General features: G+C 40.0%; 27 protein-coding genes. 23 read left to right on the forward strand and 4 right to left on the reverse strand.

Annotation, left to right across the window (positions count from 1 at the left end; all coding sequences use genetic code 11):
- Positions 1-90: 90 nt before the first annotated feature.
- Both N4627_RS03490 and N4627_RS03495 read left to right on the forward strand, forming a co-directional pair.
- On the forward strand, positions 91-534 hold the full coding sequence (locus tag N4627_RS03490; protein WP_260965010.1) for a DUF3290 domain-containing protein: 444 nt from the start codon (positions 91-93) through the stop codon (positions 532-534).
- Positions 535-545: 11 nt separating this feature from the next.
- Complete coding sequence (locus tag N4627_RS03495) at positions 546-1184, forward strand: DUF421 domain-containing protein (RefSeq protein WP_081446179.1); 639 nt, start codon at positions 546-548, stop codon at positions 1182-1184.
- A 64-nt stretch (positions 1185-1248) separates the two neighbouring features.
- Here the strand turns inward: N4627_RS03495 and N4627_RS03500 are convergent, their stop codons facing one another.
- Both N4627_RS03500 and N4627_RS03505 read right to left on the reverse strand, forming a co-directional pair.
- Entirely contained in the window at positions 1249-2187 is a 939-nt protein-coding gene (locus N4627_RS03500; protein ID WP_003716859.1) for a diacylglycerol/lipid kinase family protein, read from the reverse strand.
- A gap of 68 nt (positions 2188-2255) precedes the next feature.
- The gene (locus N4627_RS03505; protein ID WP_003716860.1) at positions 2256-2468 is read right to left on the reverse strand and encodes a DNA-directed RNA polymerase subunit epsilon; all 213 of its coding nucleotides are present in this window, start codon (positions 2466-2468) and stop codon (positions 2256-2258) included.
- A 96-nt stretch (positions 2469-2564) separates the two neighbouring features.
- Between N4627_RS03505 and N4627_RS03510 the strand changes: the two genes are divergently transcribed.
- Positions 2565-3092, forward strand: coding sequence for a hypothetical protein (locus N4627_RS03510; protein ID WP_240411609.1), 528 nt, complete (start codon positions 2565-2567; stop codon positions 3090-3092).
- Positions 3093-3160: 68 nt separating this feature from the next.
- Here the strand turns inward: N4627_RS03510 and def are convergent, their stop codons facing one another.
- Entirely contained in the window at positions 3161-3724 is a 564-nt protein-coding gene (gene def / locus N4627_RS03515; RefSeq protein WP_040531063.1) for a peptide deformylase, read from the reverse strand.
- A 315-nt stretch (positions 3725-4039) separates the two neighbouring features.
- On the opposite strand from def, the gene pdhA reads away from it, so the two are divergent.
- The 16 genes from pdhA to holA all read left to right on the forward strand — a co-directional run bounded on the left by pdhA (position 4040) and on the right by holA (position 20466).
- Positions 4040-5146 (forward strand): pyruvate dehydrogenase (acetyl-transferring) E1 component subunit alpha, encoded by a 1107-nt coding sequence (pdhA, locus tag N4627_RS03520; RefSeq protein ID WP_040531066.1) that lies wholly within the window; start codon positions 4040-4042, stop codon positions 5144-5146.
- A gap of 2 nt (positions 5147-5148) precedes the next feature.
- Complete coding sequence (locus N4627_RS03525; protein ID WP_003716864.1) at positions 5149-6126, forward strand: alpha-ketoacid dehydrogenase subunit beta; 978 nt, start codon at positions 5149-5151, stop codon at positions 6124-6126.
- 44 nt (positions 6127-6170) lie between these two features.
- On the forward strand, positions 6171-7523 hold the full coding sequence (locus N4627_RS03530; RefSeq protein ID WP_260965011.1) for a 2-oxo acid dehydrogenase subunit E2: 1353 nt from the start codon (positions 6171-6173) through the stop codon (positions 7521-7523).
- Positions 7524-7528: 5 nt separating this feature from the next.
- Complete coding sequence (gene lpdA / locus N4627_RS03535; protein ID WP_003716866.1) at positions 7529-8956, forward strand: dihydrolipoyl dehydrogenase; 1428 nt, start codon at positions 7529-7531, stop codon at positions 8954-8956.
- Positions 8957-9075: 119 nt separating this feature from the next.
- Complete coding sequence (locus N4627_RS03540; RefSeq protein ID WP_003716867.1) at positions 9076-9372, forward strand: UPF0223 family protein; 297 nt, start codon at positions 9076-9078, stop codon at positions 9370-9372.
- A complete protein-coding gene (locus tag N4627_RS03545; RefSeq protein ID WP_260965012.1) occupies positions 9362-10147 on the forward strand; it encodes an inositol monophosphatase family protein in 786 nt (261 codons plus the stop codon). Before N4627_RS03540 ends, N4627_RS03545 begins: the two co-directional genes overlap by 11 nt.
- A gap of 107 nt (positions 10148-10254) precedes the next feature.
- The gene (gene typA, locus N4627_RS03550) at positions 10255-12099 is read left to right on the forward strand and encodes a translational GTPase TypA (RefSeq protein ID WP_003716869.1); all 1845 of its coding nucleotides are present in this window, start codon (positions 10255-10257) and stop codon (positions 12097-12099) included.
- A gap of 117 nt (positions 12100-12216) precedes the next feature.
- A complete protein-coding gene (locus N4627_RS03555; protein WP_050754854.1) occupies positions 12217-13425 on the forward strand; it encodes an FtsW/RodA/SpoVE family cell cycle protein in 1209 nt (402 codons plus the stop codon).
- A 5-nt stretch (positions 13426-13430) separates the two neighbouring features.
- Positions 13431-13709, forward strand: a complete 279-nt coding sequence (locus tag N4627_RS03560; protein ID WP_003716871.1) for a YlbG family protein — start codon at positions 13431-13433, stop codon at positions 13707-13709.
- A 2-nt stretch (positions 13710-13711) separates the two neighbouring features.
- Complete coding sequence (gene rsmD, locus N4627_RS03565) at positions 13712-14269, forward strand: 16S rRNA (guanine(966)-N(2))-methyltransferase RsmD (protein WP_003716872.1); 558 nt, start codon at positions 13712-13714, stop codon at positions 14267-14269.
- Between the two features lie 5 nt (positions 14270-14274).
- A complete protein-coding gene (coaD, locus tag N4627_RS03570; protein WP_003716873.1) occupies positions 14275-14796 on the forward strand; it encodes a pantetheine-phosphate adenylyltransferase in 522 nt (173 codons plus the stop codon).
- Positions 14780-15829, forward strand: coding sequence for a SepM family pheromone-processing serine protease (locus N4627_RS03575; protein WP_124031383.1), 1050 nt, complete (start codon positions 14780-14782; stop codon positions 15827-15829). The genes coaD and N4627_RS03575 overlap by 17 nt, the downstream gene beginning before the upstream one ends.
- A gap of 163 nt (positions 15830-15992) precedes the next feature.
- Positions 15993-16640, forward strand: coding sequence for a helix-hairpin-helix domain-containing protein (locus tag N4627_RS03580; protein WP_098044649.1), 648 nt, complete (start codon positions 15993-15995; stop codon positions 16638-16640).
- Between the two features lie 63 nt (positions 16641-16703).
- The gene (locus N4627_RS03585; protein ID WP_003716876.1) at positions 16704-17189 is read left to right on the forward strand and encodes a ComE operon protein 2; all 486 of its coding nucleotides are present in this window, start codon (positions 16704-16706) and stop codon (positions 17187-17189) included.
- Positions 17190-17284: 95 nt separating this feature from the next.
- Positions 17285-19459: a DNA internalization-related competence protein ComEC/Rec2 gene (locus N4627_RS03590; RefSeq protein WP_260965013.1), complete on the forward strand. Its 2175-nt coding sequence runs from the start codon at positions 17285-17287 to the stop codon at positions 19457-19459.
- Positions 19429-20466 (forward strand): DNA polymerase III subunit delta, encoded by a 1038-nt coding sequence (holA, locus tag N4627_RS03595; RefSeq protein ID WP_003716878.1) that lies wholly within the window; start codon positions 19429-19431, stop codon positions 20464-20466. The genes N4627_RS03590 and holA overlap by 31 nt, the downstream gene beginning before the upstream one ends.
- A gap of 98 nt (positions 20467-20564) precedes the next feature.
- On the opposite strand, the gene rpsT is transcribed toward holA, so the two are convergent.
- Positions 20565-20819 carry a 30S ribosomal protein S20 gene (gene rpsT, locus N4627_RS03600; RefSeq protein ID WP_003716879.1) on the reverse strand — a complete coding sequence of 85 codons (255 nt, stop codon included), beginning with the start codon at positions 20817-20819 and terminating at the stop codon, positions 20565-20567.
- 245 nt (positions 20820-21064) lie between these two features.
- Between rpsT and rpsO the strand changes: the two genes are divergently transcribed.
- From rpsO to tuf, 4 genes are all read left to right on the forward strand, one after another.
- The gene (gene rpsO, locus N4627_RS03605) at positions 21065-21334 is read left to right on the forward strand and encodes a 30S ribosomal protein S15 (protein ID WP_040531070.1); all 270 of its coding nucleotides are present in this window, start codon (positions 21065-21067) and stop codon (positions 21332-21334) included.
- 171 nt (positions 21335-21505) lie between these two features.
- The gene (locus tag N4627_RS03610; protein ID WP_003716881.1) at positions 21506-23299 is read left to right on the forward strand and encodes a ribonuclease J; all 1794 of its coding nucleotides are present in this window, start codon (positions 21506-21508) and stop codon (positions 23297-23299) included.
- 87 nt (positions 23300-23386) lie between these two features.
- Positions 23387-24280 carry a hypothetical protein gene (locus tag N4627_RS03615; RefSeq protein ID WP_003716882.1) on the forward strand — a complete coding sequence of 298 codons (894 nt, stop codon included), beginning with the start codon at positions 23387-23389 and terminating at the stop codon, positions 24278-24280.
- Positions 24281-24466: 186 nt separating this feature from the next.
- Entirely contained in the window at positions 24467-25657 is a 1191-nt protein-coding gene (gene tuf, locus N4627_RS03620) for an elongation factor Tu (RefSeq protein WP_003716883.1), read from the forward strand.
- Positions 25658-25700 lie beyond the last annotated feature (43 nt).

Below are 25700 nucleotides of genomic sequence, written 5' to 3' on the forward strand. Positions count from 1 at the left end.
AAAATGGTAAAATAAAACAACCTAAGATTATCTTTGCTTTAAACTAATCTTAGGTTGTTTTTGTGATTTATTAATAGAGAGGCTGAGTAGATGACTTTTTATACTGAGAGTTACTTTATGCACCAGCAACAGTTTAATAGCTTAATTAACTATGCAGTAATCCTGATATTGATATTATTAGTTTTAATTAACTCCTTTCGCTATTTTCGCCATCAATTGCAAACCCGTTATCGCGACTTAGGAATTATCTTCTTTCTTCTTTTGCTGATTTTTGCGGGATTACAAATTACTAATTTAGAAAAAACTTACTCCCAACAGTCACAATCGTTACAGATGCGCCCTTTTATTCGTGCAGTTGCTAAGGATCATGGCATTAGTTCAAACAAAGTTGTTGTTAATTCAACAACCCTAACTGACGGAATTATTGTCCGGTTCGATAAAAAGGATTATCGGGTAAATTTGAGCCCAAGTGGCGATAACTACACGCTTACCCGTGCACACGTTGTTGATCATCGGGTAATTATTCAGAAATAGGGGGGATGGTTATGGATTATGGTTTAATTACAATTAAATTTGTTTTAGGAATGATCTGCCTTATTTTCCAGATTAATATTCTGGGGAAAGGAAATTTAGCACCAACATCTGCAATTGACCAAGTGCAAAATTATGTTCTTGGGGGAATTATTGGTGGAATCATTTATAACCAGGACATTACCGTGCTGCAGTTCGTAATGGTTCTTTTAATCTGGACATTGATTGTGTTTATCGTTAAATACGCTAAGGAGCATAACGCGACAATCCAGAATATTATTGACGGCCGCCCTCGACTACTAATTAAAGATGGTCAATTACTGGTGGATAATTGTATGCGCGCAGGAATGACTGCCAATGAGTTAATGTTCCGCTTGCGAAGTCATGGAATTTATGAAATTGCTAAAGTTAAAAGCGGCATCTTAGAGCAGAATGGTCAATTGGTAGTAATTGAAAATAGTGATGAAAATATCCGTTTCCCGCTAATTAATGATGGTCAAATTAACATGGATGTTCTTGAATTAATTCACCATGATGAAAAGTGGATTGCTGAACAGGTGAAAGAAGTCGGCTTTGAGAGTATTAATGATATTTATCTCGGTGAATACATTCACGGGAAGCTACACTTGGTTGGTTATCCTAAAGATAATTAACTTACCAACAATAAAAAATGGACTGGAAAACATCAATTTTCCGGTCCATTTTTTATTGTTGGCTTTAATTAAGCGGTTCTTGCCAAAATTGATAGTGACTAGTATCAACATTCAAATCGTAAAACCGATTTCCCATGTTTTCCCCATCAATTTGACCAAATTCCAATGAAGTTGTGGAATAATGGAGAGCTTTAGCGTGAAAGTGGTGGGCAAACCGTGATTCCGCTAATTTACCGCGACCAAACTGAATAACCTCCCAAAGGGTCAGAAGCCAATTCTTTCGTTCGGCAACGACCATACTAATTGCATCATCATTAACATTGGCTGAATGATCAATTTGGAAACCGCCACCAATATACGGATGATTTGTTGCTACTACAATAAAAGCATTAGCAAAAATATGGTGGTGACCCTGTTCCTGAAGAGTTAGTTGGAACGGTTGCTGATCATAAATAACACCGAATGCCTTGCTGAGGTAGGACAAGTTTCCTAGCCGCAATTTGTTGAGGCTTTTTTTAGTCTTTGATGAATTAGTTCGGCTAACAATTGCGGCGTCAAAGCCAATCCCAATGTTGTTAAGAAAATAACCTTCCTCATTCTTGATTGATTCGGTGTAATGGCCAATTGTGATGGTGCGTGCTTTGGTTGTCGAAATTATTTGCTGGAGAGCCTTTTCTGGATTTAACGAAATTCCGTAGCCACGAGCAAAGTCATTGCCGGTTCCCGCGGGAATATATGATAGCGGAAGGGTGGAACCAGCTTTAACTAAGCCGTTTAGAACGTTATGGAGGGTCCCATCGCCACCGATCACAATTACAACGGTATCCGAATTATGAGGGTAAGCTTTAGCAATCCGCTTTGCAAAGAAAGCTTCATGGTTAGCATAGTCGGTTTGGTGGAGGGAATAATCTAACTGTCCTTCAATAACTGGCTGGAGAATGTTCCAAGTTTTTTGAGCTTTTCCATTTCCTGCAGTTGGATTTAGGATTATCTCATAATGCATAATTAGACCTCCCTAGGATCAAGCAAAAGACAGCCGAGAGATTTTTCCCCGACTGTCTTAATTAGCAATTAGAACTTAGTAATCTTAAAGTTTGGATTTTGCTTTTCGTATTCCAAAGCTTTATCGTCTAATTGTTCAACAAATTCAATGTTGTAGTCAGTATTTTCTTCAACCAATAATAATGCCTGAGCCTCTGAATCAGCTTCAATATACAATGATTGAGTATTTTCACGAACCGGCCGTTTAGTTGCATCGGGTTGGTAGTATACCTTAAAAGTCATACTGTAAAAAGCTCCTTATTATGTTATTTAAACTTTAGTTACTTAAATTATTTTAGCACATCTAATCAACTGTGTTACTTAAAATTGTAAAATGGTATGATTAAGTTAAATATAATTAAGAAATGGGATGAGCCTATGTCGTTCTTTTGGCTAGTTCTTTTAGCGGTTATTGTTGTTATTCTTATTTACGTTGCCGTTCATCGCTTATTGATTAACCGCGCAACGCTAATGTTAAAGAATCAGGCCCAATCAGTAACCGACCAGGCAGTAAATGATTGCCTTACTCAGCTAACCGGTCACTCTTTTTCATTATCTTCCGAAATTGTTGCAGACGTTTGGGGAAAAGGTGTTTTAGCTTTCGAGTTTCACTTTACTCCGGCACAATATCACCTTACACATGATCAGTTTAGTAGGGATGATCTTGAAAAGAAACTAATTGAATATGCTAAGCAAAACCAAATTCAATCCTTTGAGAAAAGTTCAACAGTCTTTAAAGTAACCGATTGGTGGACGTATGAGAATGTTCTGCATATTGATGTTGCTTATGTCTTAAATGAGGCTACGCGAGAATATATTGCAGATCTTCAGCGGTTGGATCAGCATGATCAAAAAAGCAGGAAATAGAGAGCTTTATAACTAAGTTAGGCTCCAGTATTCGGTAACTACCGAACGCTGGAGCCTTTTAAGTAAGCTTAGCTAATCATGATTGTATCATCAGGGGCCTTAAATGGATCATCATTATTAATATGATCATAGAACAAGACACCATGAAGATGATCGATTTCATGCTGACAAACGATTGCTGGGTAATTCTTCAACCGAAGTTGATGAGTTTCACCCTTAACGTCTTGGTAGCGCAAAGTGATGCGGTCGTGACGAGGAACATATCCGGGAACATCTTTATCAACCGAAAGACAACCTTCACCCTCAGTGAGTGCTCCATATTGCACGGATTCACTAACAATTACTGGGTTAATGATAACATCCTTGAATGAAGGCTGATCGTCGTCTTCGTTTAGGGATGGAACCAAAACAGCGGCCATTTGCTTTGAAATGCCGACTTGCGGAGCAGCTAGCCCGACACCAGCACGGAGTTTATATTTTTTACACAGTTCTGGATCCTGACTTACTTCAAGATATTCCATAGCACGCTTGGCAAATTCTTGATCTTCTTCTGAAAGTGGAAATGTTACTTTTGCAGCACGTTTCCGTAAGACAGGGTCACCATCGCGAACAATATCTTTCATTAAATACACAATGATCATCCTCCAAATAAAAAACTAATCTACATTATTTATCGTTTAAAATTTATTGTTCAAACAAATAGTAGTTTATCACAATCTGAAATTGAATAAAAATAACGGTAAAAACAAAAAAAGGTAAAAAATAAAGTATAAACAATCATTTTTGCTGAAAACGTATACAATTTAAGAAAATATTAGTCGGATTAATCAAAATAAGTCTATGAAAGCGCTTGTATTATGTTTAAAGAGCGTTATACTAAATAATGTAAGTAAGGTAAGTAATCGCTTACGATGATGTTAATTGGATTTGGAAAGGGATGTTTTATAATGGCCAATACCAAAGCTGTTGACTTTGCAAAGATTAAAGCTGAAGAAGGCGCTCCATATGCAAAGCCTGTTCAAATTCTCGATAATGATGGGAATGTCGTTAACAAGGATTTAATGGCTAACTTCAGTGATGATCTGTTAGTTGACTTAATGAAGAAGATGGTTTGGGAACGTGCACTTCACGAACAAACCATGAGTTTCTCCAAGCAAGGTCGTTTAGGATTTTATGCCCCAACTTGGGGTGAAGAGGCCTCAGAAATGGGGACCGCGGCTGCATTTAAGAAGAATGACTTCTTATTCCCTGCATATCGTGACTTACCTCAATTAATTCAACACGGTGCAACTGTTGCTCAAATGTACCTTTGGTCAAAGGGTTACCTCAAAGGTAACATGTTCGACGCTCGTGCATTACGTCCACAAATTATCATTGGTGCCCAAATGGTTGAAATGGCCGGTGGTGCTCTTGGTATTAAGAAGAACGGTGAAAAGGATGCCGTTGCTTATGCTTATACCGGTGAAGGTGGTTCATCACAAGGTGACACCTACGAAGGGATGAACTTTGCTGGTGCATTCCAAGCTCCTGCCGTATTCATTATTCAAAACAACGGCTGGGCAATTTCATTCCCACGGAAGCTTCAAACCTATGCTCAAACCATTGCTCAAAAGGGTGTTGCAGCTGGTATTCCAGGTGTTCAAGTTGACGGAATGGATGTCTTGGCATGTTATGAAGTTGCTAAGGAAGCTCGTGAATTCGCTGCAGCTGGCAATGGTCCAGTATTAATTGAAACCTTAACATACCGGTTCGGTGCTCACAGTTCTGCTGGTGACGATCCTAGTCGTTACCGTACCAAGGAAGAAGAAAAGCCATGGTTCGACAAGGATCCATTGATTCGGCTTCGTAAGTACTTGACTAAGAAGGGCCTCTGGTCTGAAGACGAAGAAAACAAGTATGCTGATGAATGCAAGGAAGACTTCAAGAAGGCTATGAAGGAAGCTGACTCTGTAGAACCAGAAAAGGTTACAGACATGCTTAAGCGGACCTTCGAAGTTCCAACCCCAGATATCAAAGAACAAATTAAGAAGTACGAAGCAAAGGAGTCGAAGTAATCATGGCTAAAAAGACTTATATCAAAGCTATTACTGAAGGTATTGACATTGCTTTGTCTGAAGATCCAAAGACCTTGGTCTTCGGTGAAGATGTTGGTAAAAACGGTGGTGTCTTCCGTGCTACTAACGGCTTGCAAGAAAAGTACGGTAAGGACCGTGTATTTAGTACACCATTAGCTGAATCTGGTATTTTAGGTCTGTCAATTGGTTTAGCCGCTACGGGTTGGCGTCCAGTTCCAGAAATTCAATTCATGGGCTTCACTTTTGAAGCAATGGACTCAATTGCTGGACAAATGTCACGTGTACGTTTCCAATATGATGGTACTAAGAACATGCCAATCACTATCCGTACTCCATACGGTGGTGGTACTCATACTGCTGAATTGCACGGGGATGATCTTGAAAACTTCTTCGTAGGTATTCCAGGTCTTCGTGTTGTTACACCAAGTTCAGCTTATGACGCTAAGGGACTTGTTATTTCCGCTATTGAAAATAATGACCCAGTTCTCTTCCTTGAAAACCTTCGTCTCTACCGTTCAGTTAAGGGCGAAGTTCCTGATGACAAGTACACTGTTCCTTTGGACAAGGCAAATGTCGTTGAAGAAGGTAACGATGTAACAATCATTGCTTATGGTGGTGAAGTTTCAGAAGCTCAAAAGGCTGCTAAGAAGCTTGCTAAGAAGAATATCTCAGCAGAAATTATCGATCTCCGTTCACTTTACCCACTTGACACAGACACTATCTTTGAATCTATCAAGAAGACTCACCATGTAGTAATCGTTCAAGAAGCACAAAAGATGGCCGGTGTCGGTGCACAAGTAGCTTCTGCTATTTCAGAAGGTGCCATCATGTACTTGGATGCTCCAGTTATTCGTGTAGCTGCTCCAAACTCTGTTTACCCATTCCCACAAGCAGAAAATGTATGGCTTCCTGGTGCTGATGACATTGAAGATGCCGCAACACAAGCTGTTAATTATTAATCGCGGTGCACACACCACTGATTAAGAAAGGAAGTTAAATCGATATGGCTTATAAATTTAGACTACCTGAAATGGGTGAAGGTTTGACTGAAGGGGACATCGCTTCTTTCTTAGTTAAGGAAGGCGACCAAGTCAAAGATGGTGACCCATTAGTAGAAATTCAAACTGATAAATCAACTACCCAACTTGTTTCTCCTGTTGCCGGGACAATTAAGAAGATCGAAGCAAAGGAAGACGATCATGTTGAAAAGGGTAATGACCTTGTATTGATCGATGATGGCAAGGATGGCGTAAGCACAAACGTTGAAGATGAAGACGCTGAAGATGCCGATGACAGTGCTGACGACACTGCTGCTGAAGAATCAAGTGCTCCAGTTGAAAGTGAAGCACCAGCTGCTTCTAGTGCACCTGCACCTGCTCCAAAGCAAGGCGGAGTAGCACCATTAGCTGAACCTAACAAGCTTGTTATGGCAATGCCATCTGTACGTCAATATGCTCGTGACAAGGGCGTTGACATTTCATTGGTACAACCAAGTGGTAATCACGGTCAAGTGTTAAAAGAAGATATTGATAACTTCAATGGTGCTGCTGCCTCCGCTCCTGCTGCCTCCGCTCCTGCTGCCAATGCTACCGTTGCTGCTAGTGCACCTGCTGCAGGTAATACTATCAAGCCTTATGAAGGTGCTGGCAAGGATGCTGAAACCCGTGAACCATTGTCCAAGATGCGTCAAATCATCGCTAAGAACATGCGTGAATCTGCTGACATTAGCCCAATGGTAACTGTATTCGCTAACGCAGAAGTTTCTAAGATGATGGCTAACCGGAAGAAGTACAAGCCTGTAGCAGCTGATCAAGGAATTCACCTAACATTCTTACCTTATGTTGTTAAGGCTTTGATTGCGATGATGAAGAAGTACCCAGAATTCAACAGTTCAATTGATGACAGTACTCAAGAACTTGTTCAAAAGCACTACTACAACATTGGTATTGCTACAAGTACTGACCACGGTCTTTACAACCCTAACATTAAGAATGCTGATTCAAAGAGTATGTTTGAAATCGCTAAGGAAATTTCAGATAATGCTGAAGCTGCTGAAGAAAACAAACTTAGCCCAGAAAGTATGGTTCATGGCTGCATGACTATTTCTAACATTGGCTCAATGCGTGGTGGATGGTTCACACCAATCATCAATCAACCAGAAGTAGCTATTCTTGGTATGGGTACAATTGCAACTGAACCAGTTGTTAACTCAGATGGTGAAATTGTCGTTGGTCACAACATGAAGTTGTCATTAACCGTTGATCACCGTTTGATTGATGGTGCCCTTGCTACAGAAGCTTTGAACTACTTGAAGAAGCTCCTTGAAGATCCTGAATTATTGATGATGGAGGGCTAATTAGTATGGCTGATGTTGAACAAAAAGATACTGTTATTGTAGGTGGAGGTCCTGGTGGTTACGTTGCCGCTATTCGTGCCTCAGAATTAGGTCAAAAGGTTACCTTGATTGAAAAGGGTGAACCAGGACTTGGTGGTGTATGTCTTAATGTTGGTTGTGTTCCATCAAAGGCTTTAATTGCTGCTGGTCACCGTTTGCAACAAGCTAAGGATTCTTCAACATACGGAATCTCAAAGACTGATGCTTCAATCGACTTTGCAAAGACTCAAGATTGGAAGCAACACAAGGTTGTTGACCGGATGACCCGTGGTGTTGAGATGCTCTTAAAGAAGCATAAGGTTGAAATCATTGATGGTGAAGCTGTAATGGACAGTGACTCACAACTTCGGGTTATGAAGACTGGTCCTAAGCAATTCATGGACAATGACAACGGCCGGGTAATTAAGTGGAACAACTTAATTCTTGCTACTGGTTCACGTCCAGTTGAAATTAAGGGCTTCAAGTTTGAAGGTCGGGTTATTGACTCTACTGGTGGCTTGAACCTTCCTGAAGTTCCAAAAGAATTCGTTGTTATCGGTGGTGGTTACATCGGTACTGAATTAGCTGGTGCATATGCTGACCTTGGTTCACACGTAACAATTCTTGAAGGAACCGGTTCAATTTTGAATGGCTTTGACAAAGATATGGTTAAAGTTGTTGAAAAGAACTTGAAGAAGAAGGGCATTGACATTGTTACAAACGCAATGGCAAAGAGTTCTTCACAGGATGACAAGAGCGTTACTGTTAACTATGAAGTAGACGGTAAGGAACAATCATTAACTGCTGACTACTGCATGGTTTCAGTAGGCCGGAAGCCAAACACTGATAACTTTGGTCTTGAAATGACCAGTGTTAAGTTGGATGACCATGGTAAGGTTGTTGTTGATAAGCAAGGTAAGACCTCAGTTGATCATATCTATGCTATTGGTGACATTGTTCCAGGTCCCGCTTTGGCACACAAGGCATTCTTCGAAGGAAAGACTGCTGCTGGTGCAATTGCTGGTAAGAATACTGCTAATGATTGGGTTGGTGTTCCTGCAGTTTGCTTTGCAGACCCAGAATTGGCTGAAGTTGGTATGAACGCTGACCAAGCTAAGGAAAAGGGAATCGAAGTTGCTACAGCACAATTCCCATTTGCCGGTAATGCACGTGCCGTTTCACTTGATGAACCAGAAGGATTTGTTCGTTTTATCTACACGAAGGACAAGAAGAACGTTGTTGGTGCACAAGTAGTTGGCCCAGAAGCAAGTACTTTAGCTGGGGAACTTTCATTAATTGTTAACTGTGGAATGAACGTTGAAGATGTTGCTTTGACAATTCACCCACACCCAACTTTGAATGAACCAATTCAAGAAGCAGCTGATGTTGCTCTTGGCTTCCCAACTCACATTTAGAATGTCGAAAAACATCCATAATCCTCAAAACACGCTATCATTTTGGTAGCGTGTTTTGTGGGTTTAAAGCTAAAATGGTAGTAGCTAACGATATTAATGAAGAGGGGTGTGATGGTTAAATGGCAACTAAGGAGAATAGTTATTCTTACCCGATTGATCCTGATTGGACAAATGATGAAATGAAAGAAGTAATTGGGATGTTTCGGGTGGTAGAAGATGCATACGAAGTTGGAGTTGAGCGGCAAGCAGTTATCGACCAATACAAGAAATTTAAACAAGTAGCAAACTCAAAGGCGTATGAAAAGCAGCTAGGAAAACGCTTTGAGGATGTTTCTGGCTATTCTTTATATAAGGTAATGCAGGTAGCAAAAGAAAAAACGGCTGGGAAGATACGGGTGAATCAGGATGGTAAATAGTGAAACACTAGAAAGGTTTGATCAAAAAGTTCAGGAGCTTTTGTGGAGTGCTCGAAAGCAGACAATTGAGCTAATGAATACACCGCTTAAGGTTGATACCAAGTCGTCAGCTAATGATTTGGTGACCAATGTTGACCGCCAGAATGAACAATTGATTAGGAAACGTCTTTTAGAAATTGACCCATCAGCACGAATTGTGGGAGAGGAAGAGAGTTTTAATCATAAGATCGATCCTGATCTGAATGGCAACGTCTGGATTATTGACCCAATAGATGGAACATTAAACTTTGTTAAACAACGGGATCATTTTGCCATTATGGTAGCCTTATATTGTGATGGGGTACCAACTTTAGGCTACATTATGGATGTGATGAATAAGCGCTTATACCATGCTTGGCGAGGACATGGAGCATATGTCAACAAACTGCGATTAAAGGAACCAGCCAATTCTTCGTTAGCAGATAGTTTAATCGCAATTAATGGCTGGCAATTAATTAAAAATCATTGTCATCAAGAAGAAATTGCTCAGCAGGCTGCTGGACTAAGAATGTATGGCAGTGCAGGAATTGAAATAATTCACGTTTTAAATGGCCAATTAGGTGGGTATACGTCAAGGTTAAAGCCGTGGGATATTGCTTCCGGAATGGTAATTGCAGAAGAACTTGGTTTGCTAGTGAAAACAATTGACGACCAACCGCTTAATGTGCTATCATCAAACACTGTATTAGTAGCAACGAAAAAAGTTTGTCAGGATATCTGGCAGATTACTAAATAGTTGTCGAAGCTGTGACTAATTTGTCGCAGTTTTTTTATGAAATCACTCGCGGGACAGTGTATACTGAACTTGTTAGAGTAGAGTTAAGATGAAAGGAAGATTGAATCTTGAAATCTCGTGACGACATTCGGAACATTGCGATTATTGCCCACGTTGACCACGGTAAGACTACCCTAGTTAACGAAATGCTTAAACAATCAGATACCTTGCCAGAACACTTCTCCATTGAAGATCGGGCAATGGATACTAACGCTATTGAACGTGAACGTGGTATTACCATCTTGTCAAAGAACACTGCTGTTAAATATGGTAAGTACCAAATTAACATCCTTGATACTCCAGGACACGCTGACTTCGGTGGTGAAGTTGAACGGGTTATGAAGATGGTTGATGGTGTCCTTTTGGTTGTTGATGCCTTTGAAGGAACCATGCCTCAGACACGGTTCGTTTTGAAGAAGGCTCTTGAACAACACCTTACACCAATTGTTGTTATTAACAAGGTTGACCGTAAAGGTGCCCGTCCTGAAGAAGTTGTTGACGAAGTTCTTGATCTCTTTATTGAATTAGGGGCTGATGAAGATCAACTTGACTTCCCTGTTGTTTACACTTCAGCAATGAACGGTACTTCAAGTTATGATTCTGACATTTCTACTCAAGAACATACTATGAAGCCATTGTTTGATACCATTATTAAGACTATTCCTGCACCAATTGATAACTCTGATGAACCTCTTCAATTCCAAGTTGCTATCTTGGATTACAATGACTTCGTTGGTCGGATTGGTATTGGTCGGGTCTTCCGTGGCAAGATCAAGGTCGGCGATAATGTTACCTTAATGAAGCTTGACGGCTCAAAGAAGAATTTCCGGGTTACTAAGTTATTCGGTTTCTTCGGGTTGAAGCGGTTGGAAATTAAGGAAGCTGAAGCAGGTGACTTGATCGCTGTTTCAGGAATGGAAGACATTAACGTTGGTGAAACCGTAACTGATCCAGAACATCCAGAAGCAATTACACCATTGCGGATTGATCCACCGACATTACGGATGACTTTCCGGACTAATGATTCACCATTTGCTGGTCGTGAAGGTAAATTTGTTACTGCTCGTCAACTTGAAGACCGGTTGAAGCGTGAAATGCAGACTGATGTTTCATTAAAGGTTGAAGATACGGATGACCCAGGTGCTTGGACTGTTTCAGGTCGTGGTGAATTGCACCTTTCAATTTTAATTGAAACATTGCGGCGTGAAGGTTTTGAACTATCAGTATCACGTCCAGAAGTTATCTATCGTGAAATTGATGGCGTAATGTGCGAACCATTCGAAGAAGTTCAAATTGATACTCCAGACGAATACACTGGTTCAGTTATTGATAGCCTTTCTAAGCGGAAGGGTGAAATGAAGAATATGGAACCAGGTGAGAATGGTCAAACCCGGTTGATCTTCTTAGCACCATCACGTGGATTGATTGGTTACTCAACCGAATTTATGACAATGACCCGTGGTTACGGAATCATGAGTCACACCTTTGAAAAGTATGCTCCAGTTATTAAGAACTGGAACCCTGGTCGGCAAAAGGGTACTCTTGTTTCCATGAATGCTGGTAAGGCAACTACTTACGCCATGATGGGAATTGAAAGTCGTGGACAATTATTGATTGATCCAGGTACTGAAGTTTACGAAGGAATGATCGTTGGTGAAAACAGCCGTGAAAATGATATTACGGTTAACATCACCAAGGGTAAGAACTTGACTAACGTTCGTGCTGCTGGTTCTGATGAAATGGCCCACATCAAGACGCCTACTCACTTCTCACTTGAAGAATCACTTGAATTCTTGAATGAAGATGAATATTGTGAGGTTACTCCAGAAAATATTCGTCTGCGGAAGAAGATCTTGAATACCAATGCCCGTGAAAAGGAAGCTAAGCGTCGTCGTGCTGCTTCACGGAAGTAATTAATAATATTATTTTAAGAATAGTGCTGCGGATGGTCGTCTTCACATCATCTTCAGGACTATTTTTCTTTTTGGTGTATAATAAAAGAGAATTTTTTCAATTAGGTAGGTGCAATAGTGAAAGTTAGACATATTCATAAAATTCATATTTCTCAGATCAGAAAAAACTTTCATTACTGGGATTACTATTTAATGGTCCCCTACTTAGTTTTATGTATGATTGGGATTGTCATGGTATATTCTGCTAGTTCGGCAATTGAAATGCAAAATGGTGGGACACCAACATCATACTTAATTAAGCAAACGATCTATGTAATTATGGGGATCTGTTGCTTACTTTTTGGGGCTAACTATCCTTTGAAACATTACCGGACACCGCGTTTTTTACGTGATTCAACACTTGCAATGATTGGGATGCTACTATTTGTTCTGGTATTGAGCCATGCGGTAAATGGAGCGAAGGGCTGGATTAACCTTGGTGTGATTAATATTCAACCAGTTGAAATCTGTAAGATTTATTTTATTTTGTATCTTTCCGATCGAATGGCACGGGTTCGGGCGCGCAATGACCACTTTATTAGTTCTGGAGGCGGTCCATGGCTGGTAGTTGCTCTTTGCTTGCTCTTAATCGTTCTTCAGCCGGATATCGGGGGGATGGCAATTAATGTAATGATTGTTGCCGTTCTTTTTCTCGCGTGTGACTTTCGCTGGAGCTTTGGAATTAGCATTTTGCTTATTATTCCTATTATGTGCTACCTATTAGTTGAAAAAGCGGTTGAAAGTGGCCTGATTCATGGTTATCGGATGGCGCGGTTTGTGGCTTTTCTGAACCCATTTGGTAATGCTTCTGGATCAGGGAGTCAGCTAGTTAACTCGTACTATGCTATCAGTAATGGTGGTGTTTTTGGTTCTGGCCTAGGCAATAGTGTTCAGAAGATGGGCTACCTTCCAGAACCAAATACCGACTTTATTATGTCGATTACAAGTGAAGAACTGGGACTAGTTGGTGTTAGCGTCATTTTAATACTATTGATGATCATTATTTGTCGAATGATTCAAATTGGTGTCCGCAGTAATTCAATGTATGAGATGTTACTGTGCTATGGTTCAGCAACGTTTATTTTGATTGAAGCATTCTTTAATATTGGGGGAGTTTTAGGTTTGCTACCAATTACTGGGGTAACCTTTCCCTTTATTAGTTATGGTGGATCGAGTATGCTGATCTTGTCATTTACTGTTGGGATCATTATGAATATTAGCATCCAGCAAAATAAACAACGGGCGTTACGAAGAGGCGCTCGTCAACCAAGAAGAGCTAGGGGGTAGCAGTTATGTTTAACCTAACCAAACGACGAGCAATCATCGTTTACTATAATGGACGTCGGGTATTGCGAAGCTTACATCATTACGGACAGCTACGGTATGCATCAAAGCACTTCCACTATGCAATTCTATATGTTAATCAGGATCGCTATGATGAAATTAAAGAGCGAGTTCAACATTTGCGCGCGGTTAAGCGAGTTATTAACTCAGCCCGTCCGGATCTTGATCCGACCTTAACCGATCTGGAACAAACAGGTTTATATAAACAACATGATGAGGATGATTAAGAATGAGAATTGTCGCTGGTGATTTTGGTGGGCGCCGGTTAAGCGCTGTTCCGGGAATGGCGACGCGACCGACGACTGATAAAGTAAAAGAAGCATTATTTAACATCATTGGTCCATATTTTAATGGTGGAATGAGCCTTGACCTATATGGCGGTAGTGGAGGTCTGAGCATTGAAGGGGTCTCAAGAGGGATTGAGCACGCTATCCTTGTTGATCGTGCTTATCCAGCCATTAAGACGATTAAGGATAATATCGGGGTAACAAAGCATCCCGAAAAATTCACTGTTTTGAAGATGGATTCGCGCAAAGCCTTGACCGTTCTTGCAAAACAGGAAAAGAAGTTTGATTTGGTTTATCTTGATCCCCCATATGCTAAGCAGCAAATTGTTAAGGATATGACAAGAATGGCTGAATTGAGTCTTCTGAATGAGGATGCATTAATAGTTGCTGAAACTAATCAGGAGGCTAATTTGCCTGAGACTATTGATTCGTTTAACTTTATTAAACGGCAAAGTTACGGAATTACGGTTTTGAATTTTTATCGATTTGAAAGAGGGTAAACAGAATGAAAGTTGCAGTATTTCCTGGAACATTTGATCCACTGACTCTAGGACATCTTGACTTAATTAAACGGGGAAGTGCATTGTTTGATCAATTGGCGGTTGCCGTAATGACTAATCGAAGTAAGAAACCATTGTTCACGGTTGAGGAACGAGTAGCTCAGATTCGTGAAGCTGTCTCGGGATTGGATAATGTTTCAGTAATTACAACTGACGGCCTAACTGTTGATTTGATGAATAGGATTGGTGCCGATTACTTAATGCGTGGCTTGCGGAATACAACTGATTTCCAATATGAACGTGATATTGCCGCAATGAATAATTTTTTAGATGATCAGTGTGAGACAGTATTCTTCCTTGCAAAGCCAGAGTACCAACACTTGTCTAGTAGTATTCTAAAGGAAGTTACATCTTCTGGCGGTGATATTTCTGCTTATTTGCCAAAGAACATTAATGAAGCACTAAAGCAGCGGATTGAAGAGGAAAAGTTAAAACAGGTTAAGGAGCATAATGAAAAAACAAGATAAGTTAATTATGCGGCGAATATTACTGACTTTATTTGCCGTATTATTTATCGGCTGGTTCCTGTTTTGGCCGCTCAATAAGTATATTGAGAGTCCGGGAACTGCCGACAGTTTACGTTCCTACGTTAAGATTAAGGGCCATCCTGATAAGCAAAAAGGGAGCTTCATGATTACTTCTGTTTATCTTCAACAGGCACGCCCTGCAACCTATCTTTGGGCTAAATTAACCCCTTATAATACAATCGAAAGTAAACAAGCTGTTACTGGTGGTCAAAATAATGCGACCTTTGATAAGGTTCAAGATTTTTATATGCAAAGTGCAATTAATGAAGCAATTGCGAATGCATATAAAGCTGCCCATCAGGAAGTCAGCAAACGGTACCTTGGAATCTATGTTCTTGAAGTTGAAAAAAATTCCAAATTCAAAAAGAATATTAAAGTTGGTGATACGATAACTAAGGTTAATGGTCATCACTTTGATACTGCTCAAGGCTTTCAGAAGTATATTGCTAAGCGAAAGGTCGGTTCACCATTAACGGTAACTTACCTTCATGATGGTCATCAGCATACGGTCACCAAGCCACTAGTAAAGATTGCTAGTTCTCGGGCTGGAATTGGGATTGTTTTGACTGATAATGTTAAGGTTCATACTAAAATTCCGGTTAAGGTTAATCCGGGCCAGCTGGGAGGACCTTCTGGCGGTTTAATGTTTAGCTTACAGATCTACCAGCAATTGACTGGTCAGGATCTGCGCCATGGACGTAAGATTGCTGGAACAGGAACTATTAATCCTGATGGTTCAGTTGGTGAAATTGGTGGGATTGATAAAAAGGTGATTGCTGCTCATAAGGCTGGCGCAACAATTTTCTTTGCCCCTTATGTTAAGCCATCTAAGCTTCTTCTTAAGTATGAGGAGCAGCACATGACAAATTACCAGTTAGCCAAGAAAACCGCGCAAAAGTCCGCACCGGGGATGAAAGTAGTGCCGGTATCGTCATTTAATGATGCAGTTAAATATTTAAAAGCACATCCGTAGTGGGTGTTAAATAAGGGACCAGAGAACAATGCTTTTCTGGTCTCTTATTTCATTGGCGATTGAGTGGCTTTTTAGGTATGAAGGTATAGATTAGTTTTCCCTTTTAAAATTTAAACGTGCAAAGACTAAATTTTAACGTTCTTTATTGGTAGGGGGATAATTTATGGAACACTTAGAGGAAATCTGGCTGAATCACCGTAATAAAATAATCATGGTTATAGTTCTTTTGATAGGGGCTGTCGTGGTTGGTGGTAAAGCATATCATCCACAAACTAATGTTAATAATGATCCTTTTATGACAACTACCAGTAAAAGAATACCGACCACCCAGAAGCAATCACAGGTGAAGGGTGGGAAAGCAGTATGCGTTGACATTAAGGGAGCGGTGCTTCATCCAGGAGTTTACCGCTTGCCAGGAGGTTCGCGGGTAAATGAAGCTTTAATTGCAGCGGGCCATGAAACTCCCGATGCCGATATGAACCAGATTAATCGAGCTAAGCAGCTAGTTGACGCTCAGGTTATTTATGTTCCTAAAAAAGGTGAACAAATACCGTCATTATTATCGGGAGGTGGATCATCAATTTCAGCGGCAAATGAGAACAATCCTAGTGGTAGTCAAGAGATTGTTAATCTTAATACCGCCACTAAAGAGCAACTATGTAAAATTACGGGAATCGGGGATAAAAAAGCGGATCTAATCCTCCAATATCGTCAGGAACATGGTAGTTTTAATTCTGTTGATGATCTAAAAAATATTAATGGCTTTGGTGAAAAAACCGTTACTAAGTTGAAGCCAATGTTAGCAGTCTAATTTTTAGTTTGATTTTAAGTTTGTTATACTAGTCATCAAAAGTATTCAGAAAGTGTGGAAAAGATGAAAAAGAGGATTGATTGGGATCAGTATTTTATGATCCAAGCAGCATTATTAGCATCAAGAAGTACTTGTAATCGGTTATCCGTTGGTGCTGTTTTAGTACGGGATAAACGAATCATTGCCGGTGGTTACAATGGCTCTGTTTCAGGAGATGCTCACTGTATAGACGATGGCTGTTACCTGCGTGATGGCCATTGTGTACGAACCATTCATGCTGAGATGAATGCCATTTTGCAATGTGCAAAGTTTGGAATTTCTACTGATGGTGCTAGCTTATACGTAACTGACTTTCCTTGTTTGCAATGTACAAAGAGTCTTTTGCAGGCCGGAATCAAGGAAATTAACTATATTCGGAATTATCATAATGATGAATATGCTATGAAACTAATTAAATTAAAGAATATCCGCCTTAATCAAATTAAATTAGACGATAATATCCTTGAACAGGTAGCTTTGGATCAATACATTCATCCAAAGCAGAAGTAGCGATTTATAATCGGGTTATTTTTCCGGCAATTGTTGCTGGGTTAGTAACGGCGATTATCCTGAATCATTATTATTGGCTCCTGCTCCTTCTTGCATTGACCTTTTATCGAATAATTAGCTTAAAAGAACGAACAGTTTTAATCGTAACGTGTTGTATCGCGATTTTTACAGCAGTTAGGTGCTTTAATGAACAGCAGAATATTCGGTCAATTACGGTTAAACAACAGTGCGAGATCACTAATCGGACATACTTGGTTTTACCGGATCAAGTAACGATTAATGACTCTTTTATTAGTGCTCGGGCAACAGATGTTCAAACTGGTGAAAGAGTGATTCTAGCTTACTTTGCGAAGAATTATCAGGAAGTGCAAAAAATCAGCAAGACAAGTAGCGTGATGCGGTGGACGGTCTCTGGAAATAAGTGTCCCCTTGAGCCGGCCACTAATTTTAATCAATTCGATTCACAACGCTATTATTGGCAGTTTCATATTTATAATCAGGTTAAATGCAAGCAACTACGAGTCGTAAATAATTATCAGTCGGGATTAATTCAACGGTGCCACGTTTTGCGTGCGAAGTTGTACACCTACTTTAGTTATTTTCCTCACCCGCTTGCTAGCTATTGTCAACAACTGATTTTGGGGATGAAGAATGACCAAAGTGCAGAGATGATGGAAAATGTTAAGCGGTTAGGTTTGTTGCATTTGTTTTGTATTTCTGGGATGCACGTTGTCTTAATAACCGATTGCCTAAGAAAGGGATTGGTTAGAGCACACTTTAATCGTGAAGATATTGAATGGCTCTTAATTATTAGCCTGCCAATATATTTAATTATTGGTGGTGGCTCGATTAGTTTGATCCGGGCTGTAATCATGGCGGAGATGAACTTGATTCAACGGGTGACAGGATTAAGTTCACTTGATGGGTGGGCAATGAGCTTGCTTGGCGGTTTATTGTTTGATCCTTGGCTTCTTCTAACTCTCGGTGGCCAGTTGAGCTATTTATTATCGTTTGCATTACAGGTTATTCCTAATACGATTCGCTCTTATCGACAGTCATTACTCTTAAACCTGGTTAGTTTGCCATCGGTATTGGCATTTGTTTATGAAATCCACCTGTTAACGTTTATTTGTAGCTTTCTTATTATTCCATTCTTTTCAGAAATTATTTTCCCAGCTGTAATTATTAGTGCATTATTATCTAAGTGGCTACCTCTTTTTCCGTTGCTTGTTAATTATTTGCTAAAGGAGTTTGAGTGGCTTTTAGGTGAACTAAGTAATTGGCCTGGGGTGATTAGGTTTGGTAAGCCATCAGCGATCATCATTTGGGTGTTATTTATTGTAACTTTATTAATAATTGATCACTATCGGCTAAGATCATTGCTTTTTCTTGGTGGTTTATATGCCATTGCATTTATCACTGTTCATGTACCGCTTTATGGTGAGGTTACCTTTGTTGATATTGGTCAGGGTGACAGTGTGATAATTCGCTATCCTTTTAGCAATCGAGTTGAACTTATTGATACAGGTGGAAAATTATTATTTGGGAAACGACCTGCGCGAACAAAAAGGGATTATGCTACGAAGACCAGTATTAATTATTTGAAGAGCTGCGGGGTTAGTAAAATCGATACAATTTACCTTAGCCACCATGATTTAGATCATATTGGTTACTTAACATCGGTTTTACAAAACTTTAAAGTAAAGCAGCTTGTGGTGCCAAAGGGGATGGAAAAGCAGCACTCCTTGATAAGATTAATTCCTGTCAATTGCCAACAAATTCCTCAAATTCTTCCGGTAGTAGCTGGTAATAAATTATCATGCTCAAATCTTTATGTTTTGCATCCTTTTGATAAGAGCGAGGGTAAGAATGAAGATTCAATGGTTTTGGCAGGAGTCTTTGGTCAACTCAAATTTATGTTTATGGGAGATTTAGATCGTCAGGGGGAGAGAAATATTATGCACCGTAACCCTGATTTGAAGATAGATGTCTTAAAATTAGGTCATCATGGTAGTAAGACATCAAGTGATCCGCAATTCATAAGGCAACTTCATCCACGAATAGGGATTATTTCTGCTGGAAGACAAAATCGATACGGTCATCCTAATCAGGAGACCCTAATTACGTTAAGCAAAAATAATGTTAAGCCGGTATCAACCCAGAGGTATGGAATGATTCGGTACCGTTACTATGGAAGCAGCTATCATTGGCAAACAAAACTAAAAGGAGATGAATACGGGTGGATGTTACCACGCTTAAACAACAAATAACGAGTAAAACTCCTGCAATGATCTACCTTGCTCTTGGAACGCAGCAGGTATTGTTGCAACGAGTACGTGAGATGTTTATTAACCTAATTCCGAAAGAAGAACGGGTAATGAATGTTGGGAGTTATGATATGGAAACAACGCCGTTAGCAGTTGCCCTTGATGATGCAATGGCAGCCCCGTTTTTTGGTGAACGACGACTAGTTTTGATTAATAAGCCATATTTCTTTACTGGAGAAAAGGGGCCAGCAAAAATTGAACATGATCTTGACTCGCTGAGTAATTATTTACAACACCCGGAGCCGTCAACTATTTTGGTTTTCTTAGCACCGTATGAAAAACTGGATGGACGCAAAAAAATTGTTAAAGAACTAAAAAAGGTAGCGGTAACAGTTGATACTGCTCCTTTAGATGAAGCACATGCACGGCAACAGGTCCGTGCTGAGCTTACTAGCGATCAGTATACAATTGATGAAACGGCCATTGATGAGCTAGTTCAACGGACCAATGCTGACTATGAGTTAATGAATGCTAACTTAAGCAAGCTTAAACTGTTGACGTATCAGGACCGACACATTACCCAGCAGGCAGTTAAAGAGCTAGTGCCCCAATCGCTTGATGAAAACGTCTTTGATTTAGTTAATGCGGTTCTTAAACATGACCAACCAAGATCTATTGACTTATATGATCAATTGATCGCGGGACAACAACCGCCATTGAGGATCAATGCAGTATTGATTAGTCAGTTTCGCTTATTATTGCAAATTAAGATTTTGAGTTCACGAGGACTTAGTCAGGGAAGCTTGGCACAAAAATTAAAGGTCCACCCATATCGTGTTAAGTTAGGACTTCGAACCGTTCGTCAATTCAGTTTACTTGCATTAGAAAATGCATATTTAGGATTAGTTAATATTGAAAAGGCATTGAAAACAACGCAACGCGATCCCAGATTACTCTTTCAACTGTTTATGCTTCAGTATGGACAGCAACAAGGTATAGGGATGAGCTAACTGTGAATAATAAAAGAGCTCCTAATACTCTAGTCTGAGCGTTAGGAGCTTTCGTTTAAAAATAAAAAAGTGAAACTTTTCAGTTTCACTTTTTTTAATTACTTAGCGTAACGTGCTGAAAGACGTGACTTGTCACGAGCAGCCTTGTTAGCCTTGATAAGACCCTTTGAGTGGGCACGGTCAATTGCTGAGATTGCAGCCTTGTAAAGATCATCAAGGTTATCTGCGCCAGCAAGCTTTGCCTTGTCAAACTTCTTGATAGCAGTACGCATTTTGCTTAATTGGGATGCGTTACGTGCTTCAGCCTTTTCGCTAGTACGAACACGTTCAATTGCTGATTTAATAATTGGCATGAGTTTCACCTCCGTTACCCAATATTCAGTTGACCAGAATTTTCAACATCTGTCATTATACAAAAGACTAGTTCTCAATGCAATAGTAAAGAAGAATTTTGAAACGATTGACTTGCATCTTGAGGAAAAATTGGTTATATTATTAAAGGTTTGTTTGAACCATGCCTCTTCTCAGTTTTGCGATCCTCACCGACGCAATACTTAGAACTTGGCGCATTTATATAATTGAAAGGTGGGAAAATAGCATGGCTATTTCTAAAGAACGTAAGGATCAAATTATCAAGGAATTTGCAACTCACGAAGGTGACACTGGTTCTACCCAAGTACAAGTTGCTGTTTTAACTGCAGATATTAACGAATTGAATGACCACTTGCGTACACACAAGCATGATTACCACTCACAACGTGGTTTGATGAAGAAGATTGGTCACCGTCGTAACCTTTTGGCTTACTTACGTCGGACCGATTTGAATGCTTACCGTGACCTTATCCAAAAGTTGGGTCTTCGTCGGTAATTCATCACATTGGAAAGCTGGAACTGAAAAGTTCTGGCTTTTTCTTTTTTAAATTTTAGCTGGAGGGTACTCCTATTCCAATTCTTAACTATTCTGTGGTAAGATATTACATAGTGATTTTGTACGATAAAATGCCTAGAAAAGGTAAAACTAAACAAAGGAGCTCGCTAAATGAGTAGTATAAAAATAATTCCATTTGGTGGAGTACGCGAAAATGGAAAAAATATGTACGCTGTCGAGATTGAAAATCAAATTTTCATTCTTGATGCTGGTTTAAAGTACCCTGAAAATGAATTAATGGGGATTGATGTTGTCATTCCTGACTGGGAATACCTCAAAAAGCGGAAGAACGATATTGTCGGTGTCTTCCTTACCCATGGACACGCTGACGCAATTGGTGCATTACCATACTTCTTAATGGATTTTGATGTTCCTGTTTTTGGTAGCGAAATGACAATTGCGTTAGCCAAATTAGCAGTCAAGGGGCATAAAGAAGTTAAAAAGTTTAATGACTTTCACGTTGTTGATGAGTCAACGGCAATTGATTTTAACGATGTTACCGTTTCTTTCTTTGCAACCACCCATACAATTCCAGAAACATTGGGGATTGTCCTAGAAACGTCTGAAGGAAACATTGTTTATACCGGTGACTTTAAGTTTGACCAAACCGCTAGCACGGGGTACCAGACTGATCTTGCCCGGTTAGCTGAAATTGGCTCTCAAGGAGTTTTAGCATTGTTGAGTGACTCTGCCGGAGCAGGAATTACTGGTGCCTCAGCACGGGAAAAGGATATTGGTGAATATATCCTTGAAACGTTTAAGTACCAAAAAGGGCGGATTGTTGTTGCTAGTGTTGCTTCTAACATTATGCGGGTCCAACAAATTATTGATGCGGCTGTTAAGGTTGGTCGTAAATTAGTCCTTTCAGGTGAAGATATTGAGCAGATTATTGATACCGCAATGCAATTAGGTAAATTAAAACTCCCTAAAGATCTGCTTATTAGTATGGAAGAGGCTAATGATCTTGAACCAGACCAAGTTGTGATCTTGGAAACCGGGAAGATGGGAGAACCAATTAAGTCGCTCCAGCAGATTGCTAATGGGGATAATCCTAAGCTTCATTTGTCTGATAGCGATTTGGTCTTTGTTACAACGACGCCTTCATATGCCCAAGAAACCGAAGTCCAAAAGACTAAGGATATGATTTACCGGACCGGAGCTGAAGTTAAGTTCATTTCAGATGACCTTAACCCATCTGGACACGCAAATCAGAATGACGAACAGCTGATGCTTAACTTTATGAAGCCAAAGTTCTTTATTCCAATTCAGGGTGAATATCGGTTATTAGATCGCCATGCAGAATTAGCTGAAGAGGTAGGAATCCCTGCAGAAAACATCTTCATTGTAAATAAGGGGGATGTCCTAACTTATAAGAACGGCAAATTCCATGTGGGTGAACACATTGATGTTGCTAATACCATGATTGACGGGACGGGAATTGGTGATATTGGTAATATTGTTTTACGTGACCGTCGAGTATTATCTGAGGATGGAATCTTTGTTGTTGTCGCAACAATTGACCGGAAGAATAAGAAGATCGTTGCTCGTCCGCAAATTACGTCTCGTGGTTTTGTCTTTGTTAAAACTAACCGGCAGTTGATGAAGCAGAGTGCTGACTTAGTTGAGAAGGTTGTTCAAGAGAACTTGGATCAAAAGGAATTTGATTGGGGACACTTAAAACAAGATGTTCGAGAAAAATTAAACAGGTTCTTGTTTGACCAAACCAAACGGCACCCGGTAATTCTTCCGGTAATTATGGAAGTTAACCAAAATTCACGGAAAAAGGTTAGCGCTCAGAAGAATGAAGAGAATGAACCTAGCAAACAGGATAATAAGAAAAAAGCAAAGCGGCATTCAGGTCGTGGTCGTGGCCGGAAACACCATGCCAAAAAGAATAATGCGTAAATAATATTGGAGGAAATCAGGGAGTTGGGTATTTAGAACTAAGCTTCCTGGTTTCTTGATTTTAAAAGAGCTGAAGGTGAAGTAAAAATGAATCCTGAACAAACAGAGCAATTTGAAAAGGCTAAAAAACTTTTTGCGGAAAATAAATGGCGGGACGCAGCAACGATTTTGTTTGATTTACAAAATGAGGTGGATGATGAGCAACTCACCGAGTGGACAACAAGGGCGTTATATAACTCGAAGCAGTACAAACTTGCCTATCAAGTTGCCACTCAAGATCCCCAAGTGTTTGCAAATGATGTGAAGTTCCTTGTTCAGGTTGGATTAAAGGCTCAGCATTTTATTTCTACGCGAGCAATGATTTTACGTCAGCCAGAGGAAGTAATTGCTAAACTGCTTCCCCTCGTTCAACGGGCGGAATTGAACTATCGTCAAGAATTTAAGGCAACAATTCAAAACCAGCTTCGGACTTTCTACCACCTTGGCGATTACCCGTTAGAAGAACAACGAAAGCGACTATTAGCTGCTGACCAGCTCCCATTAGCTGACTTTATGGTTGGCGCAAAGTTTTTGCTTCGTGATCCATTTACCCAACAATTTGTTAGGGCTGATATTTTAAATATATTGCAGCAGCTTAAATGCCAGGAGAAAATTACAATGCTATGTATCGATCAGAAAGAACATTTAATTATTCCTAATAATTTACCGACCGCTTACCAAGATTCGGTAATTGTTAAGTGTCAGCAAATATTAAGCAAGCGACTAGGACAAACTGACCCGCAAATTTTGAGAGCATTGCAAATTCAACTAGATCTTCAAGCAATCTTATTAAACCCGTTAATTGATAAGATCATTACCGATCCAGAACAGTGGATTGATGTAATGTATAAGCGAGCTACTACAGGTGAATATAGTGGCAAAAACGAACAAATTATCCACTGGCAGAAAAGACTAAATCAGTTCATTGATAAATTACAATAAAAACATGAATTAAATTATTTACAAATTGGCAGATAGTTGATATTATGTTATAGAATTCTTCTTGAGAGCCATTTGATTAATCTTTTCATTGGCGAAAAGAAGTAGTACAATATCCATAAGGGTGTGTCAGTTATTTTTCTGAAATGACTGGCATTATACTTGTAAATTCACAGGAGGTTTTCATTAATGGCTGAAAAAGAACATTATGAACGTACAAAGCCCCATGTAAACATTGGTACTATTGGCCACGTTGACCATGGGAAGACTACTTTAACTGCTGCTATCACTAAGGTATTATCAGAAAAGGGCTTGGCTAAGGCTGAAGACTACGCTGATATCGATGCAGCTCCAGAAGAAAAGGAACGTGGTATCACTATTAACACTGCCCACGTTGAATACGAAACTGAAAAGCGTCACTATGCTCACATCGACGCTCCAGGTCACGCGGACTACGTTAAGAACATGATCACCGGTGCCGCACAAATGGATGGTGCTATCCTTGTTGTTGCCGCAACTGATGGTCCTATGCCACAAACTCGTGAACACATTCTTCTTGCCCGTCAGGTTGGTGTTCAATACATCGTTGTATTCTTGAACAAGACTGACTTGGTTGACGATGATGAATTGGTTGACTTGGTTGAAATGGAAGTTCGTGACTTACTTAGCGAATACGATTTCCCTGGTGACGATGTTCCAGTTATTCGTGGTTCTGCTCTTAAGGCACTTGAAGGTGACCCAGAACAAGAAAAGGTTATCCTTCACTTGATGGATGTTATTGATGACTACATCCCAACTCCAAAGCGTCCTACTGACAAGCCATTCATGATGCCTGTCGAAGACGTCTTCACTATTACTGGTCGTGGTACTGTTGCTTCTGGTCGTATCGACCGTGGTACTGTTAAGATCGGTGACGAAGTTGAAATCGTTGGTTTGACTGACGACGTTCTTAAGTCAACTGTTACTGGTTTGGAAATGTTCCACAAGACTCTTGATCTTGGTGAAGCTGGGGACAACGTTGGTGTATTGCTTCGTGGTATTTCACACGATCAAATCGAACGTGGTCAAGTTCTTGCTGAACCAGGTTCCATCCAAACTCACAAGAAGTTCAAGGGTGAAGTTTATGTTATGACCAAGGAAGAAGGGGGCCGTCACACTCCATTCTTCTCAAACTACCGTCCACAATTCTACTTCCACACAACTGATGTTACTGGTACTATTGAATTACCAGATGGTGTAGAAATGGTTATGCCTGGTGATAACGTAACATTCACTGTTGAATTACAAAAGCCAGTTGCCCTTGAAAAGGGTCTTAAGTTCACTATTCGTGAAGGTGGACACACTGTTGGTGCCGGTGTTGTATCCGACGTCTTAGACTAATTTAATTATTAGTTTTAGTGAGAAAAAGGTTCGGTTTCCGAGC

Source organism: Limosilactobacillus vaginalis, from assembly GCF_025311515.1.
In the GTDB taxonomy this organism is placed as follows: domain Bacteria; phylum Bacillota; class Bacilli; order Lactobacillales; family Lactobacillaceae; genus Limosilactobacillus; species Limosilactobacillus vaginalis.